Annotated in this window: 12 protein-coding genes; 6 read left to right on the top strand and 6 right to left on the bottom strand. The window is 57.3% G+C overall.

Going from position 1 to position 15955, the window contains the following annotated elements:
• The first annotated feature begins 4 nt into the window (after positions 1-4).
• Genes FCH38_RS16930 through FCH38_RS16915 form a run of 4 tightly spaced genes read left to right on the top strand, consistent with a single transcriptional unit; the run spans position 5 to position 5313 of the window.
• The gene (locus FCH38_RS16930; RefSeq protein ID WP_174374459.1) at positions 5-1600 is read left to right on the top strand and encodes a peptide ABC transporter substrate-binding protein; all 1596 of its coding nucleotides are present in this window, start codon (positions 5-7) and stop codon (positions 1598-1600) included.
• A 54-nt stretch (positions 1601-1654) separates the two neighbouring features.
• Positions 1655-2578, top strand: coding sequence for an oligopeptide ABC transporter permease OppB (gene oppB / locus FCH38_RS16925; RefSeq protein ID WP_149900736.1), 924 nt, complete (start codon positions 1655-1657; stop codon positions 2576-2578).
• Complete coding sequence (locus FCH38_RS16920; RefSeq protein ID WP_174374458.1) at positions 2571-3701, top strand: ABC transporter permease; 1131 nt, start codon at positions 2571-2573, stop codon at positions 3699-3701. Before oppB ends, FCH38_RS16920 begins: the two co-directional genes overlap by 8 nt.
• A gap of 1 nt (position 3702) precedes the next feature.
• On the top strand, positions 3703-5313 hold the full coding sequence (locus FCH38_RS16915; RefSeq protein ID WP_153515945.1) for an ABC transporter ATP-binding protein: 1611 nt from the start codon (positions 3703-3705) through the stop codon (positions 5311-5313).
• A gap of 118 nt (positions 5314-5431) precedes the next feature.
• Here the strand turns inward: FCH38_RS16915 and FCH38_RS16910 are convergent, their stop codons facing one another.
• The 3 genes from FCH38_RS16910 to FCH38_RS16900 all read right to left on the bottom strand — a co-directional run bounded on the left by FCH38_RS16910 (position 5432) and on the right by FCH38_RS16900 (position 10603).
• Positions 5432-6253, bottom strand: a complete 822-nt coding sequence (locus FCH38_RS16910; RefSeq protein ID WP_174374457.1) for an oxidoreductase — start codon at positions 6251-6253, stop codon at positions 5432-5434.
• A gap of 127 nt (positions 6254-6380) precedes the next feature.
• On the bottom strand, positions 6381-9494 hold the full coding sequence (locus FCH38_RS16905) for an efflux RND transporter permease subunit (RefSeq protein WP_174374456.1): 3114 nt from the start codon (positions 9492-9494) through the stop codon (positions 6381-6383).
• Positions 9494-10603, bottom strand: a complete 1110-nt coding sequence (locus FCH38_RS16900) for an efflux RND transporter periplasmic adaptor subunit (protein WP_174374455.1) — start codon at positions 10601-10603, stop codon at positions 9494-9496. The genes FCH38_RS16905 and FCH38_RS16900 overlap by 1 nt, the downstream gene beginning before the upstream one ends.
• Before the next feature lie 97 nt (positions 10604-10700).
• On the opposite strand from FCH38_RS16900, the gene FCH38_RS16895 reads away from it, so the two are divergent.
• A complete protein-coding gene (locus tag FCH38_RS16895; protein ID WP_174374454.1) occupies positions 10701-11279 on the top strand; it encodes a TetR/AcrR family transcriptional regulator in 579 nt (192 codons plus the stop codon).
• A 114-nt stretch (positions 11280-11393) separates the two neighbouring features.
• Entirely contained in the window at positions 11394-12692 is a 1299-nt protein-coding gene (gene fabF, locus FCH38_RS16890; protein ID WP_174374453.1) for a beta-ketoacyl-ACP synthase II, read from the top strand.
• 489 nt (positions 12693-13181) lie between these two features.
• Here the strand turns inward: fabF and FCH38_RS16885 are convergent, their stop codons facing one another.
• From FCH38_RS16885 to FCH38_RS16875, 3 genes are all read right to left on the bottom strand, one after another.
• Entirely contained in the window at positions 13182-14561 is a 1380-nt protein-coding gene (locus tag FCH38_RS16885) for an enoyl ACP reductase FabMG family protein (RefSeq protein WP_174374452.1), read from the bottom strand.
• Between the two features lie 313 nt (positions 14562-14874).
• Positions 14875-15273: a hypothetical protein gene (locus FCH38_RS16880; RefSeq protein ID WP_174374451.1), complete on the bottom strand. Its 399-nt coding sequence runs from the start codon at positions 15271-15273 to the stop codon at positions 14875-14877.
• Positions 15274-15537: 264 nt separating this feature from the next.
• A complete protein-coding gene (locus FCH38_RS16875; protein WP_153515952.1) occupies positions 15538-15951 on the bottom strand; it encodes a winged helix-turn-helix transcriptional regulator in 414 nt (137 codons plus the stop codon).
• Between the last annotated feature and the right edge of the window lie 4 nt (positions 15952-15955).

The following is a 15955-nucleotide window of genomic DNA, read 5'->3' as shown; positions in this document are numbered from 1 at the left end:
AACAATGTCGATAAAAACAACAACACGCGCCACTCTGCTGGTAGGATCGCTTCTGTTTGGTGCCAGTTCCGCGTTTGCAGAAACAGTTCTGCATCGTGGCAATGCCGGCGAACCACAGACGCTCGATCAGGCCCAGACTTCCATCAACATCGAAGCCTTTATCCTGAAAGACCTTTATGAAGGTCTCACCATTTACGATGCCGCCGGCAAGATCGTCCCCGGCACGGCCGAAAGCTGGACGCTGTCTGAGGATGGCACTGTCTACACGTTCAAACTGCGTGCGGATGCGAAGTGGTCGGATGGCACCCCGGTAACGGCCGGAGATTTTGTTTTCTCCTACCAGCGTGTCGAAGACCCAAAGACCGCCGCAAAATACGCAAATATTCTCTATCCGATCAAGAACGCCGAAAAGATCAACAAGGGCGAGGTTCCGGTTGACCAACTCGGCGTCAAGGCGGTGGATGACAAAACCCTTGAGATCACACTCGAGCGCCCGACACCTTTCTTCCTTGAACTCCTTTCTCACCAGGCGGCTCTGCCGATCTCAAAGGCAAGCTACGAAAAGAATGGCACCGACTTCGTAAAGCCCGGCGTCATGGTCTCGAATGGAGCCTACAAGCTCGAAGCGCATGTTCCCAATGACAGTTTGACCGTCGTCAAGAACACCAGTTTCTGGGATGCGTCCAACACCAAGATCGACAAGGTCATCTTCTACCCAATCGATGATCAGGCCGCATCCGTTCGTCGTTTCGAAGCAAAGGAAATGGACCTCGCCTACAACTTTTCCGCAGACCAGATCGACCGTCTGCGCAAGGCCTACGGCGAACAGGTTCACGTTTCGCCGACGCTTGCCACCTATTACTACACCTTCGACACCCGCGAAGCGCCTTATAACGATGTCCGTGTCCGCCAGGCGCTCTCCATGGCAGTGGACCGTGATTTCCTCGCCAAGGAAATCTATAGCGGTTCTCAGATTCCGGCCTACTCCATGGTTCCTCCGGGCATGGATTCCTACAAAGAGCCGGCAAAGGCAGATTTTGCCACGCTGTCGCAGCTTGATCGTGAAGACGAAGCCCTCAAGCTCATGAAGGAGGCTGGTTACGGTGAAGGCGGCAAGCCGCTTTCCATCGAAATCCGTTACAACACCAACCCGAACCATGAACGTGTCGCGACGGCTATCGCTGATATGTGGAAGAACACCTTCGGCGCGAAGGTGTCGCTGGTGAACCTCGACGTCGCCTCGCACTATGGCTACCTTCAGGAAGGCGGCAAATTCAACGTGGCGCGTGCCGGTTGGGTTGCTGACTATGCCGACGCCGAAAACTTCCTGGCGCTTTCGGTATCTTCCAACAAGACCTTCAACTATTCCAAGTTCAACAACGCCGAATATGACGCGCTGATGCAGAAATCCTACGACGAGAAGGATCCCGCAGCTCGCTCCAAGCTGCTGCATGAGGCAGAAACCATCCTCATGAAGGAACAGCCGGTTGTTCCGCTTTTGACGCAGGCCGATCTTTGGCTGGTTTCCAACCGCGTCAAGGGTTGGGTCGACAATGCTGCTAACGCACACCTCAGCCGCTTCCTGAGCGTTTCCGAATAAGCAGCGTCGGCACGGTGGCTCACCCCACCGTGCCATGCCGGAGCCTGAAAAACCATGATCTCGTTTATCCTGCGCCGTTTGGCGAGTGCGGTGCCGACTTTGTTTATCGTCGTCACGATTTCGTTTTTCCTGATGCGTTTCGCACCGGGTGGTCCGTTCAATCTTGAACGTCCCCTGCCGCCGCAGACGATGGAAAACCTGATGAGAACCTATCATCTGGATGAGCCGTTATGGCGCCAGTATCTCATCTACCTCGGCAATGCCGTCACCGGCGATTTCGGGCCGAGCTACGTCTACAAGGACAATACCGTCGCGCAGTTGATCGGCAAGGGTCTGCCTTATTCGCTGGAACTCGGCAGCTATGCTCTTTTGCTGGCGTTGGTGGGCGGCGTTCTTGCCGGCACCCTGGCCGCGCTCAGGCAGAATAGTGCCTTTGATTTTTCGATCATGTCCATTTCAACGGTCGGCGTTACCGTGCCGAACTTCGTTGTCGCCCCTGTTCTCACGCTCGTCTTTGCCGTTTTGCTCGGGCTTCTGCCCGCCGGCAGCTGGGGAGACGGATCACTGCGATATCTCATCCTTCCGATGATCGCGCTCGCTTTACCGCAGCTTGCGGTTATCGCGCGTCTGACACGCGGTGCAATGATCGAGGCTTTGCGGATGGACCATATCCGCACCGCCAAGGCTTACGGTCTTCCGGCGCGCAACGTGGTGGTGTTCCACGCCATGCGCGCAGCGATGCTTCCGGTCGTTTCCTATCTGGCTCCCTGCGCCGCAGCGCTGTTGACGGGTTCGGCTGTCATCGAGACGATCTTCACTATTCCGGGTGTTGGCCGCTACTTCGTTCTTGGCGCGATCAACCGTGACTATACCTTGGTGATGGGAACCGTCGTTCTCGTCGCCATTTTTGTCATCCTGTTCAATCTCGTGGTCGATATTCTCTACGGCCTGCTTGATCCGAGGGTCAGACATGACTGATATTTCCCGGAACATTGCCGATAAACCACCGGTGAAAAGCCGAAGCCTGTTCCAGCTGGCAGCCCTGCGTTTCAGACGAAACAAGGCCGCCATGGCGGGGTCCGTCATGCTGCTGCTGATCACGCTTTTCTCGTTCATTGGTCCGCATTTCCTGACACACACCTATGATCAGGTGTTTTCGTCCTATGTCTCCGTCCCGCCAAGCCTCGAGCCACGACCGGACGTAAACAACCTTCAGGGCGTCATGGAAGGTGTGGCAGGCCGCGCGCGCGTCGAACTGAAAGAATTTGCCGTCGAAGGGCAAAACTTCACCGCAACGGTTACCTCCAGCAGCCAGATCGACCCACGCACGACACGCTATTTCGACCGCGCCAACGAATTCGAAAACACGAAGGTCGTTGCAACGGAAGACGATGGTCGAACGCTGAAGCTGGAAGGCGACGTCAACCGCGAATACTTCTTCTTCGGCACCGATTCCAACGGTCGCGACATGCTGGCGCGCGTGATGCTGGGTGGGCAAATCTCGATCGCCGTCGGCGTTCTGGCCAGCCTCGTTTCGCTCGGGATCGGCGTTTTTTACGGCGCAACTGCGGGGTATATCGGCGGGCGCGTCGACAATGTGATGATGCGTTTCGTCGAAATCCTCTATTCGCTGCCCTTCGTCTTTCTGGTGGTCGTTCTGGTGGTCTTCTTCGGCCGCAGCTTCATCCTGATTTTCCTGGTCATCGGTGCAGTCGAATGGCTGGATATGGCGCGTATCGTCCGTGGCCAGACGCTTGCGTTGAAACGGCGGGAATTTGTGAGTGCCGCACAGGCTTTGGGTTTGAGCGACTGGCAGATCATCCGCCGTCACATCATTCCCAATACGATCGGGCCTGTCGTCGTGTTCGTCACGGTTGTCGTGCCCAAGGTCATTCTTCTGGAAAGCTTCCTCTCCTTCCTCGGCCTTGGCGTGCAGGCGCCGCTGACGAGCTGGGGGGCGCTGATTTCCGAAGGTGCCAACAATATCCAGTCGGCCCCGTGGCTGCTGATATTTCCGGCGATCTTCTTCGTGCTGACCCTGTTTTCGCTCAATTTTGTGGGTGACGGGTTGCGTGATGCACTCGATCCCAAGGATCGTTGACATGAATACGACATCTGAAACCATCCTCACCGTCCGTGACCTCAAGGTTGAATTCACAACGCCCGATGGCACGGTGAATGCCGTCAAGGGCATCGAGCTCGATGTCAAACAGGGTGAAACGCTTGCCGTCGTCGGAGAATCCGGTTCCGGCAAAAGCCAGACCATGATGGGCATCATGGGACTGCTTGCATCCAACGGCATTGTCGAGGGTTCGGCAAAATATCGTGGACGCGAGTTGATCGGCCTGCCGGTCAGCGAGCTCAACAATATTCGGGGTGCGAAAATCACCATGATTTTCCAGGAGCCGATGACCTCGCTCGATCCTCTCTACAGGATCGGCGCGCAAATCGCCGAGCCGATCATTCACCACAGGGGCGGTAGCAAAAAGGAGGCCCGCGCACGCGTTCTCGAGCTCCTGAAGCTTGTGGGAATTCCCGATCCGGAGCGGCGTATAGACAGTTACCCGCATGAGCTTTCCGGTGGTCAACGCCAACGCGCCATGATTGCCATGGCTCTCGCAAACGAGCCGGACATTTTGATTGCGGATGAACCAACCACTGCGCTTGACGTGACGATCCAGGCACAGATCCTCGACCTTCTGAAATCATTGCAAAAACGCTTCGGCATGGCCGTCGTCCTCATCACGCATGATCTCGGTGTTGTCCGCCATTTCGCCGACCGCGTCGCGGTTATGCGCCGCGGGGAAATCGTCGAGGCCGGCACGACGGAAGATATCTTCGATCGCCCGCAGGCTGACTACACCCGGATGCTTCTCGATGCAGAACCCAGCGGGCACAAGTTGCCAGTCGGTAAAGAGGCGCCTGTCGTTCTCTCCGGGAGTAACGTGACGGTCGATTATAAAATTGCGGGTGGCTTCCTGTCGAAATGGAGCAAGTTTCGGGCTGTCGATGACGTTAATCTCAGCCTTCGCCAGGGACAAACCATCGGCATCGTCGGCGAGTCCGGATCTGGTAAGTCCACCCTCGGTCGCGCGCTTCTGGGGCTTACCCATTCCAAGGGCCGCATTTTCTTCGGCGAGACGGAAATCAGTGGCCTTGACCGAAAGGCCATGCGGCCATTGCGGCAGCATTTGCAGCTTGTATTCCAGGATCCCTATGGTTCGCTTTCGCCAAGACAGACGGTCGGAGAGATCATCACTGAAGGTCTGTTCGTGCATGAGCAACAACTGAGCCGCGCGGAGCGGGACAAGCGTGCAATAGAAGCACTGAAAGAAGTCGGTCTGGATCCAGCCACCCGCAACCGCTACCCGCACGAGTTTTCAGGCGGGCAACGTCAGCGCATCGCAATTGCCCGTGCGATCATCCTCAAGCCCGATGTCGTCATTCTCGATGAACCGACATCTGCGCTGGACCGGTCCGTTCAGGGACAGGTTATCGATCTGCTGCGTGATCTGCAGAAGACGCATGGCCTTTCCTACATCTTCATCAGCCACGACCTTTCTGTCATCAAGGCCATTTCGGACTACGTCATCGTCATGAGAAACGGGAAGATTGTGGAGGAGGGAGAAACAGACGCGATATTCAACAGGCCGACGGCTGAATATACCGAAACACTCATCAAATCAGCGTTTTCGGCGGAAGCAGCACCATAGATTATCGGCCAGCTGAGCAACAGCCTGTATACTTTACCCCGATAAAGCATGCCCTTGGAAGAGTACTGCGAGGCCGAACGGCATGTTGCCTCGCAGTCCCAATCGAGCTTGACCCGATTTATGAAGACCTCACTTTTCCAAAACCGAAAGTCTTCCGCAGGCTTCCATCGACAGCCTTTGCAGGCATGAACCTGCGCAACCGACTGAGAAGGGTTGCCTGGCCGCCAACCGGCTGGCGCATTTTGTATGGCCCCTCAATGGCAGCCAGTATCTTTGCCGCAACCAATGTCGGCGCGGGAGCCGATTTGATTTGTACCTGTACTGTCTGGATGGTCGCTTCGGCCTGCTGGGCATAGACACCCAGCGGCGCTTCCGTGTGTGCAGCATTCACATCGAGGTTCGTATTGGTGAACGTCGGCTCCATGAGGATGACACGAACGTTAAAATCTCGGATCTCGTGATCGAGAGATTCGGACATACCCTCGAGAGCGTGTTTGCTGCTCGCATAAATGCCCATGAATGGCGCCGGCAGAAAGCCCAGAACAGAGCTCATATTAATGATAAGTCCGCTGCGTGCTGCCCGCATTGAAGGCAGGGCGCCCCGGATCATGCGAAGTGGACCGAGGACGTTCACATCGAAAACCCGTCCTGCTTCAGCAGGCGTGGTATTTTCGACAGGCCCGACCAGCGAGACGCCCGCATTGTTGATGAGGACGTCAATCCTGCCCGCCTCGGACAATACCCAGTCGATAAAACTTGAAACCGATGCGTCGTCGGTCACATCTACCGCCTCGAATTTTACGCCGGGGATAGATTTAGCGCGGTTGGGGTCACGCGCACCGCCGAATACGCGGTAGCCTTTCTGCGCCAGAAGACGAGCGGTGGCTTCGCCTATGCCTGACGACGCCCCTGTTATCACGATCACTTTCTGTTCGGCCACCGTGGCCTCCTTCATTTTCTGGTTGTTTTGGTAAGGACTGCTGGCGTGTCCGGGCAGACCGAGGCGGCTGCACCGGGCACGATAGATGCGAGTTGAAATTCATCAGGTTTGAAGATGCCGGGTGAGATCACTCTGCCGCCATCGCGAGCACCGGATTGGGAACGTGTTCTTCCGATTGGAGCTGTTTCTCACCCTTGGGCGGCTTGATGCGGAACCATGCCGCGTAAAGTGCTGGAAGAAACAGCAGGATCATTACGGTACCGACAGCCGTTCCGCCGATCAGCGTATAGGCCATCGATCCCCAGAAGACCGAATGCGTCAGCGGGATGAAGGCGAGGACGGCTGCGAGTGCTGTCAGGATAACGGGTCGCGTTCTCTGCACGGTCGCTTCGATGACGGCATGGTAGTCATCCAGACCAGCGGCCTGATTTTCCTTGATCTGCTCGGTCAGGATCAGCGTATTACGCATGAGGATACCGGCCAGACCAATCAAGCCCAGGATGGCGTTGAAGCCGAAGGGCTGGTTGAAAATCAGCAACATCGGCACCACGCCGGCAAGGCCGAGCGGTCCCGTCAGCATCACCATCGTCATCGTCGACAGGCTGCGGACCTGAAGGATGATGACGATGAGCATGGCGGCGACCATGGCCGGGAAAATCTTCACCAGCGCCCCATTCGCCTTGAGGGACTCCTCGATATTGCCGCCCATTTCGATGCGGTAGCCGACGGGAAGCGAGGCGATCAATGGCTGAAGGGCCTTGAAGACCTGCTGCGACACTTCCGGCGGCTGGGTTGCCTCGTTTATATCGGAGCGGATGGTGATGACCGGCGTGCGGTCACGGCGTTTCATGATCGGCTCCTCGAAACGGATTTCGGAATGACCGATCTGGTCGAGCGGAACCGGGCGACCGTTTCTGCTCATCAGCGAGAAATCCGAAAGCTTTGAAGGATCGAGTCGGTTTTCGCCGGCGCTGCGCGCCACCACGGGAACGTTGCGGATATTTTCGCGAACCTGCGTGATCGGCACGCCACTCAGCAGCAACTGCATCTGCTGCGCAGCCTCGGCGGGAGAGAGGCCGATAAGGTTGAGCCGATCCTGATCCGGGATGAACCGCAGCACAGGCGTGCGGTTGCCCCAGTCGCGGTTGGGCTGGCGAACGTCGGGTACGGTCTTCATGATGGCGAGCGCTTGGTCGGAGATCTTGTACAATTCGTCCGGATCAGGCCCCATGATGCGGAACTCCACGGGAAATGGCGTATAGGGACCGAAGACGAGCTGTGTGACACGCACATTGGCTTCCGGAGCAAGTCCGCTCGACACCGCTTCGCGAAGACGATGTTTCAGTGCCTCACGCGTATGGGCGTCGGATGTCAGCACGACGATCTTGGCGAAAGCCGGATCCGGCAATTCGGGCGCCATGGCGAAGAAGAAGCGCGGCGCGCCCTGGCCGACATAGCTTGTAGCGATCTTCGTTTCGGGTTGTTCTTTCAGCCAGCCTTCGAGCTTCTCGACGGTTGCCGTCGTCGTTTCGATGCTGGTGCCCTCGGGCATGCGCACTTCCACCAACACTTCGGGACGGTCCGACGTCGGGAAGAACTGCTGCTTGACGGACCCCATGCCGACGACGGAGGCGGCCATGATGACGCCCACTAGACCGCAGGTCAGGAACTTGTGGCGTACGGCAAATTCTATGAGGCTGCGAAGCCGCCGGTAATTCAGGGTGTTGTAGATGGCGTGGTGACCGCCTTCCACCGGTTTGATTTCAGGCAGCATCTTGACGCCGAGATAGGGCGTGAAGATCACCGCAACGAACCAGGAGACGATCAAAGCGAAGCCGACGATCCAGAAGATGTTGCCGGCATATTCACCGGCGGCGGATTTGGCAAACCCCACCGGCATCAACCCGATGATGGTCACAAGCGTGCCGGAAAGCATCGGCGCGGCCGTGTGGCTCCAAGCATAGGCGGCCGCCTTGATGCGGTCCATGCCTTCTTCCATCTTCACCACCATCACCTCGATGGCGATGATGGCGTCGTCCACGAGCAGCCCGAGCGCCAGAATGAGCGCGCCGAGTGTGATGCGGTCGAAGAACCGCCCGGTTTCCAGCATGATCAGGAAGACGACGCCGAGCGTCAACGGAACCGCAAGTGCGACGACAATGCCGACGCGCCAGCCAAGGCTGACGAGGCTGACGAAAAGGACGACGCCGAGCGCCATGGCGAATTTCAGCATGAATTCGCCGACGGCTTCCTGAATGTTGACTGCCTGATCGCTGACTTTGGCAAGTGTCATGCCGAGCGGCAGAGTTTGCGCAATCGTCGAAGACCGGTCTTCCAGCGCCTTGCCGAGTTCCAACCCGTTCCAGCCCTGCTGCATGACAACGCCAAGCATGATGGCGGGTTCGCCCTCGTGGCGGATGAGATAGGTGGCGGGGTCCTGATATCCACGCCGCACTTCGGCGAAATCCGACAGCTTCAGGACACGTCCGCCCGCGACGATGGGTGTTTCAGCAATCGACTCGACGCTGTCATAGGCGCCATCGAACCGGATGAAGACCTGCGGACCCTGCGTATCGATCGAGCCCGCCGGGGTGACGGTATTACGCCGTTGCAGGGCGGAAGCGATGTCCTGCGCCGAGATGCCCAGGGTGGCCAGCTTGGAATAGGAGAATTCCACGAAAATCTGTTCCGGCTGCTCGCCGAGAATGTTGATCTTTTTCACGCCCGGAACGTGAAGCATGTCCTGACGGATCGTCTCGGCCTGCCGCACGAGATCGCGCATCGCCATGCCCTTGGCTTTCAGGGCATAAAGCGCGAAGCTGACATCGGAATATTCATCGTTGACGAAGGGGCCGACGACACCGGGAGGCAGATTGCGGGCTTCATCGCCAAGTTTCTTGCGCGCCTGATAAAATTCGCCTTCGACGGCGGACGCCGGCGTATCGTCTCTGAGCGTAACGGTCAGGAAAGCGTAGCCCGGCCGGGTGGTCGTCTCCACGCGGTCGTACCAGGTCAGTTCCTGAAGGCGTTTTTCGAGCGGTTCGGCGACCAGATCCTGCATTTCGCGCGCAGTCGCCCCCGGCCAAACCGAGGTAACCGTAAGTGTCTTGATGGTGAAGGACGGGTCTTCGGCTCGTCCCAGTTTGACGAAGGCGTAAGCGCCGGCGGCAGCCAGCAGGACGATGAAGAACAGGGTGACGGACCGCTCGCGAACGGCAAGCGCGGAAAGATTGAAGCTCATCAGTTTGCCGCCTCTGCTTTTTCAACGCCGGTGCGCACGCTTGCGCCATCCTGAAGCAGATGCGCGCCAAGGGCGACGACAGCCTCCCCGGCCCGAAGGCTCGAAACGATTGCCTTTTCCTCGCCGATCCGTTCGACCTTCACTTCGCGAAAACGAACGCTTGAGGATTGTTCATCGACGACCCACACGCCCGTGCGCGTGCCGTCATCCAGAAGCGCACCGATGGGAACTTCGGCGTGCGCCAGCGCGTCCTTATTTTCCACGTTTATCGTAACCGTTGCCCCAAGCGGCGCGGATGCCGCCGCCCCCTGCAATACCCAGCGCGTTTCATAGGTTCTGGTTTGAGGGTCGGCAGCATCGGATATCTGGCGGAGCACCGCTTTCTCCTGCCCACCGCGGCCATAGACAGCGGCCTGCGCAATGGCACCAATTTCGGGCCTGAGATTTTCCGGCAACCAGACGAGTGCTTCGCGCGGCCCTGCTTTCGCAAGCCTTATGACCGGCTGGCCTGCCGAGACCACCTGTCCGGGTTCGCCGAGTGTTTCGACGATCGTACCATCTCCGCCCGCCACGAGCAGAGCATAGGTCGCCTCGTTTTCGGCCACGGCTGCGTCAGCCTTCGCTGCAGCAAGTTGCGCCGTGGCGGTATCCAGAGTGGCTTTCGCCCTTTCATACTGCTGGGTGGACGAAGCCTGAGATTTGACAAGAACAGCAAAGCGCTTCTCGTCGGCCTGAGCCTGTACGAACGTTGCCTGCGCGGCCGCAACCGCATTGCGTTTGGCGGTCAGAGCAAGCCGAAGATCGGTCTCGTCGATCCGCATCAATGGCTGTCCCGCTTTCACCTCTTCACCAAGTTCGGCGAACCGCTCGACGATCTTGCCCGGAACCCGAAAACCCAGATCGCTCTGCACCCGGGCTGCAACAGCTCCGGTAAAGCTGCGGTTTATCGTGTTCGGGGTCGTGGCCTTGGCCACACTGACGAGTGGAGCAAGACTGCGTGGATCTGCAGCCGCCGCCTGCCTTTCCGTCGGCACCATCAGGAAAATCACCGTGACGACACCGAGGATGGCAGCCACTGCCACGGTTGAGAGGAGAATTTTTCGTTTCATGGGACTGGCCTTTTTCACAGTGGTGCCATAATTCTTAGATTGCTATCAAACTCTAAAACATATATAGATGTCAAATGAAATCTAATTGGAGGTCCACATGAGAGTGAGCCGCGCACAGGCCGAGGAAAATCGGGACAGGGTGATCACCGTCGCAAGCCGACTGTTTCGGGAACACGGGTTCGACGGAATCGGACTGAAGGATTTGATGAAAGGCGCCGGCCTTACCCAAGGAGGCTTCTACAAACAGTTCACATCGAAGGACGATCTTGCCGCACTCGCATCCAGACGCGCTCTGGAAAGCGCCACAAGACGATGGTCCGCCGCGGCCGCAGACACCTCAGATCCGCTCGAAGCTGTTATGGCGTTCTATCTTTCCAGAGATCACAGGGGAGAAAAGGCGGAAGGTTGCCCGCTCGTCGCGCTGGGCGCGGATGCGGCCCGACAGAGTGTGGAAATTCGGCGTCCGTTCGAGGATGGCATTCGCGCTCACTTCGAGGTGCTGGATGAGCTCATGGGAGACGCTGATAATTCTGGCCCCAGCGAAAAGGCCATGGCGATACTGTCCATGATGGTGGGTGCCGTCACGCTCTCCCGCATCATCGAGGACGAAAGCCTGTCGCAACGCGTCCTGGACGCAGCCGCTGGCGAAGCCAGACGTATTGCCCGCAGTGACTGAGGGCATTTCAGGCTCCGCATGAACCGCATGTTTTTGAGACTGGTGCTGAGCTTCATTCAGGTCGGCGGCCGAAGGCATGCCTATTTTTAAATTTCAAAGACAGGTGGAAAGCAGATGCGTCGTATAGTTGTCACAGGTATGGGAGCTGTCAGCCCCCTTGGAGCAAACGTCGATATTTCCTGGTCGCGCCTCGTTGCGGGCCAAAGCGGCATTCGCCGGCTGGGTGACGATGTGGTTGGGGATATTCCTTCGAAAGTGGGCGGTGTTATCCCCTCTATCAGTGAAGACCCGGAAGGCGGCTTCGATCCGGACAAGATCATTGCGCCAAAGGATCAACGCAAGGTCGATCGCTTCATCATCCTGGCGCTCGCAGCGGCAGAAGAAGCGTTGGCGCAGGCCAATTGGAAGCCGGCCTCGAATGAAGACAGGCTGCGAACCGCGACAATCATCGCATCCGGCATCGGCGGCTTCCCCGCAATCACGGAGGCGGTGCGGACCGTCGATCAACGTGGTGTACGTCGCCTCTCTCCGTTCACCATTCCGTCGTTTCTCGTCAATCTCGCAGCCGGCCAGGTCTCGATCCGGCATGGCTTCAAAGGTCCACTTGGAGCGCCTGTGACGGCATGTGCCGCTGGCGTTCAGGCGATTGGCGATGCCGCAAGGCTGATCAGATCCAATGAAGCCGACATCGCGATTTGCGGTGGGACGGAGGCTTGCATGAACATCGTCAGCCTCGGCGGTTTCGCCGCAGCAAGATCGCTGTCGACCGGCTTCAACGACACGCCCGGCAAGGCATCGCGCCCCTTCGATTTGTCGCGTGACGGCTTCGTCATGGGCGAAGGAGCCGGCCTACTCGTCATAGAGGCCCTGAGCCACGCCCTTGCCCGCGGGGCAACCCCGATTGCAGAACTCGTCGGTTACGGAACGACCGCCGACGCCCATCACATCACCTCCGGTCCCGAAGACGGAAGCGGGGCGCGCAGAGCCATGGAAATCGCCATCGCGCAGGCCGGCATTGCCCCATATGAAATTGGCCATCTAAATGCTCATGCAACATCGACACCAGTGGGAGACCTGGGAGAGATCAGAGCCATAAAAAGTCTATTCGGCCAGAAAAAATCTATTGCTGTCAGTGGCACCAAGTCAGCGACAGGACATCTGCTTGGCGCGGCCGGAGGACTTGAAGCCATCTTCACGATCATGGCGCTTAAAAACCAGATCGCACCTCCGACACTGAACCTGAACACGCCAGATCCCGAAGCGAGCGGCATCGATCTCGTCGCAAACGAAGCACGATCCCTGGACGCAAACTATGCGATATCCAATGGCTTCGGTTTTGGCGGCGTCAATGCAAGCGCGCTTTTTCGCCGCTGGCCAAAGGGAAACAACAGCCCGACATCGCCCTTGAGCTAACGCTCATCGTCACATCCGTAGCACCACCACGCTGCTCAAGCAATCGCGACACCCAAGAACCTCCTGAAAACTGGAGGGAAGATGAGGCTCAGGTCACACTAGCTGTGTGCCAGGACATTTTGAACGCAAAAAGGGCTCCGAGTTTTCTCGAAGACCTTTGATAAGTCTCATAAATTCTGGTTGCGGGACCTGAACGCACGGAGGCTTGTAAATTCGCCGCTCTTGATGGAAACCGAACCGGCGTTCCTTGATACAGCTAAGCTAACCCGTTGGATTGATAAGACTGAAGCGTTCGGACACTTGAACGGCTGCAGCATAGGCACCTCAAGGCTGCCAAATCGCCGCTTCGGGTCTCCTGCCGTCTTCCGCTTCGCGCCAACAACGGACATTCGCGTCAGACGATGCACTGTCCGATTTAGGGCGATTCCTGTCGCAAGATTCGTCACTCTTGTCCAAGACACAAAGCTGCCAAGCTAGGCCGGGAAGCCTTCACGCCATCTCAACGTCAGAGGATTCCATTCCTTGCGCGATCAGCGGCGCAGGAGACTTCGACTGAAGGTGGGAAGCGTTAAGTCGCCGAGCCACAATATCATGGTTGAGCCATAGGACGGGACCGGAGGGTTCGGAAGATTCGCCGAAAATCAGCTGCCCGGTCGCCTTCACAACGAGGCCGCTGAGGAGGTCGCTGATCATCAACTTTCTATCGCGATGCATCTGGGTGATCTCATTGGACGTGCCGATGGTCAAATCGGCCTGTGCCTGGCTGTTTGCCATGGGCCAGGCCGAAAAATCATAGAATGGACGCATGACCTCGCTGGCCTGCATGGCGGCGATCTTGCCGAAGACGTCTTCCATAGTTAAGCCATCGACCAGCAACTGCTCGCAGGCCTGCCACTGTTCGTCTGCCCATTGGCCACCGTTTTCTTTCTTCAACGCAAGCAGCAGCGGTATCAGGGGCAACTCGATACCCGTGAACACATCGGAAGAATTGGTCCGGATTTCGGGACAATTATAGACAGTTGCCTTGATCCCTGCCGCCCAGGCTTCCTCTGCAATGCCTTCGAGCCGCATCTTTGCATAACCCTGCGTGTAGTTGGTGTAGGTCTGCCAACGATAGCTTCCGTCAATGAGGACGGCTGATCCGTGGTAACCATAGGCTGTATATCGCACCTGTCCGCCCGAAGCCTCCACGCGCCCGCGGATCGCCGCGCTGAAATCAATGAGATGGCGAAATGTGTTTGCGGAGACATCGTCAAAATTCTGCAGGATGAGTTTTCCCAGGTCACTGTCGAGCAAGGTCTGCGACGACATGTGGCGGGTTCCTGTACCCTTGTAGATTCGATTGGCGACGACAAGGAATACCTTCGCCTTCGGGATGCCCCCGGCCATTGTGTGGGCGAAGAAAACATTGCGGCCAGCGGCGATCATGCCGTCGAGAACGGCCATGACCTTTGAAAGCGACTCCGTAAAACGCGCAGTGGCAATATCGCGGCATTGCTCGACATAGTCCCAGTCGAGCTTGTCGTGTTCCCAGCTCTCAAGCGTCATCTTTGCCAGAAGATCGGTGGGCGTTGGGCCGCCTTCGGGCGCATCCAGATCAAAACCCGCCATAAGAGGGATGTTGATGATCCTGCCGCCCAGTTGGGCCTCCGCCGAAGACAGTTCCTCGGCGTCGAGCGGCCGCAGCCCGTTGTTCTCGTCGCGTCGCCCGACCGTGATCCCGACAATCTCCATTCCAGCCCGTCTGGCTTCATCGAGCAAGCCGGTGGCGTATCCGCGGCCGAACAGTTCGCCGAAGAGTACGAAAACATCGCCTTTACGGAAAACCGTGTTTTCGGAAAGATGATTCAGTGCAACCGGATTTTCCATGCTGTCAGCTCTTTGATTCGTGTGTCGTCGAGCAATGGCTCATACGAACTTCACAAACACATGACCGTATAGGCACGGAATGGAAACTCATTTTCGGTGACCGTTCATTTCAAAACGTGAAGTGGGTCTCTGTTGGCCCTGGAATAAAGGGAAATGCCGAGGCTGTTGGAGGCTCAATGTTGGGCATTCTATCATTGTCGAAGTCATCTATTCGGCCATCTTCCAGACATGACCGCGCGAAGCCGCCCGTCAGCTTTGGAGCCAGGTGGGTGCCTGCTAAATAATTAGACTAAAAACAGCTAGCAGCGATGCGTCAGATGGATTTGTCGAATAAGTCTGCCTCACTTTGGGTAGTGAACGTGAAAGTGACCCGTTCACTGTCATCTTCCTGGCGGATGCCAATTGCAGTCACAATCAACCGAGCGATCTCATCCTTGGCTTCACTTCCCGACCGAGACGAATTCACCGCTTTCTCGATGGCCGGTGCGAATACTTCGCTGATTACACCGAGGCGCATATTGTATTTCATGATGATATCCCGGTCTTCGATGATCGCTGCCTGTTCAGCTTCCGGGATTCCGGCATTGTCCATTGCAGTTATAGTGGCATTGGTCGCTAGCTTGATCGGACCCTCCTCAAGCCACCGGTCAACCATCTGATGGAACTGGCGCATACGCACAGCGGGGATTATTTTCTCTACAGTGATCGACATCTGTGTTCCTTTGTCAGCTTCTATGCATACCGATACGCGCTCCCTAGATAAGGGCTTCGTAGGTGAGCCAAGAACTTGGCTGGCCTGAAATGACCAATTTTGGGGTCGGAATTGGACTGCCCGATTTTGGCGACCAAGGATGAAATAGCTGCTATGGAGCGCGGCGGGTCACCATGGCAGCTTCTGACCCCAAAGCGGTCCTATCCAAGCGTTGCTAACCTGGACCGACATCTGACCTTCTCAGCCAATTCCGGGGATTTGGATTTACAACTCCCCCTGGTCGTAAGCGCGCCGGCGCGCCTTGATGGCGTTCAGATTGTCGTGGACCCAGAAGTTAAATCCCTCAAGGGCGCGCAAAGCTCCGTGGCCGATCTCTGTTAGCTCGTACTCAACACGTGGCGGCACTTCAGGGAAATAATGGCGTACAACGAATCCGTCACGCTCGAGATTGCGCAGGGTGAGCGTCAGCATGCGCTGGGTGATTTCGCCGACCTCTTTTCTCAAGGCTGAAAAGCGGAGCCGATGATCCGCAGCGAGCGAAAGACGCCAAAGAACCGGCACTGTCCATTTGTCACTCAGCAGGCCGCAGACCCCGTTTGACGGTATGGGTCTGAAGTGTCTGTCGTTTTCTGATCCGCGCGATGTGCCGGCATCGATCTGTTCATCCAAGGGTATCATCCTT

The organism is Agrobacterium tumefaciens, assembly GCF_013337285.1.
In the GTDB taxonomy this organism is placed as follows: domain Bacteria; phylum Pseudomonadota; class Alphaproteobacteria; order Rhizobiales; family Rhizobiaceae; genus Agrobacterium; species Agrobacterium burrii.
This window is presented reverse-complemented; position numbering and strand designations above follow the sequence as displayed.

Coding starts and splice junctions, on each gene's coding strand:
- FCH38_RS16885 (WP_174374452.1), bottom strand. CDS start 14,561: ATGGAAAATCCGGTTGCACTGAATCATCTTTCCGAAAACACGGTTTTC.
- FCH38_RS16915 (WP_153515945.1), top strand. CDS start 3,703: ATGAATACGACATCTGAAACCATCCTCACCGTCCGTGACCTCAAGGTT.
- FCH38_RS16930 (WP_174374459.1), top strand. CDS start 5: ATGTCGATAAAAACAACAACACGCGCCACTCTGCTGGTAGGATCGCTT.
- FCH38_RS16905 (WP_174374456.1), bottom strand. CDS start 9,494: ATGAGCTTCAATCTTTCCGCGCTTGCCGTTCGCGAGCGGTCCGTCACC.
- FCH38_RS16895 (WP_174374454.1), top strand. CDS start 10,701: ATGAGAGTGAGCCGCGCACAGGCCGAGGAAAATCGGGACAGGGTGATC.
- oppB (WP_149900736.1), top strand. CDS start 1,655: ATGATCTCGTTTATCCTGCGCCGTTTGGCGAGTGCGGTGCCGACTTTG.
- fabF (WP_174374453.1), top strand. CDS start 11,394: ATGCGTCGTATAGTTGTCACAGGTATGGGAGCTGTCAGCCCCCTTGGA.
- FCH38_RS16920 (WP_174374458.1), top strand. CDS start 2,571: ATGACTGATATTTCCCGGAACATTGCCGATAAACCACCGGTGAAAAGC.
- FCH38_RS16880 (WP_174374451.1), bottom strand. CDS start 15,273: ATGTCGATCACTGTAGAGAAAATAATCCCCGCTGTGCGTATGCGCCAG.
- FCH38_RS16875 (WP_153515952.1), bottom strand. CDS start 15,951: ATGATACCCTTGGATGAACAGATCGATGCCGGCACATCGCGCGGATCA.
- FCH38_RS16900 (WP_174374455.1), bottom strand. CDS start 10,603: ATGAAACGAAAAATTCTCCTCTCAACCGTGGCAGTGGCTGCCATCCTC.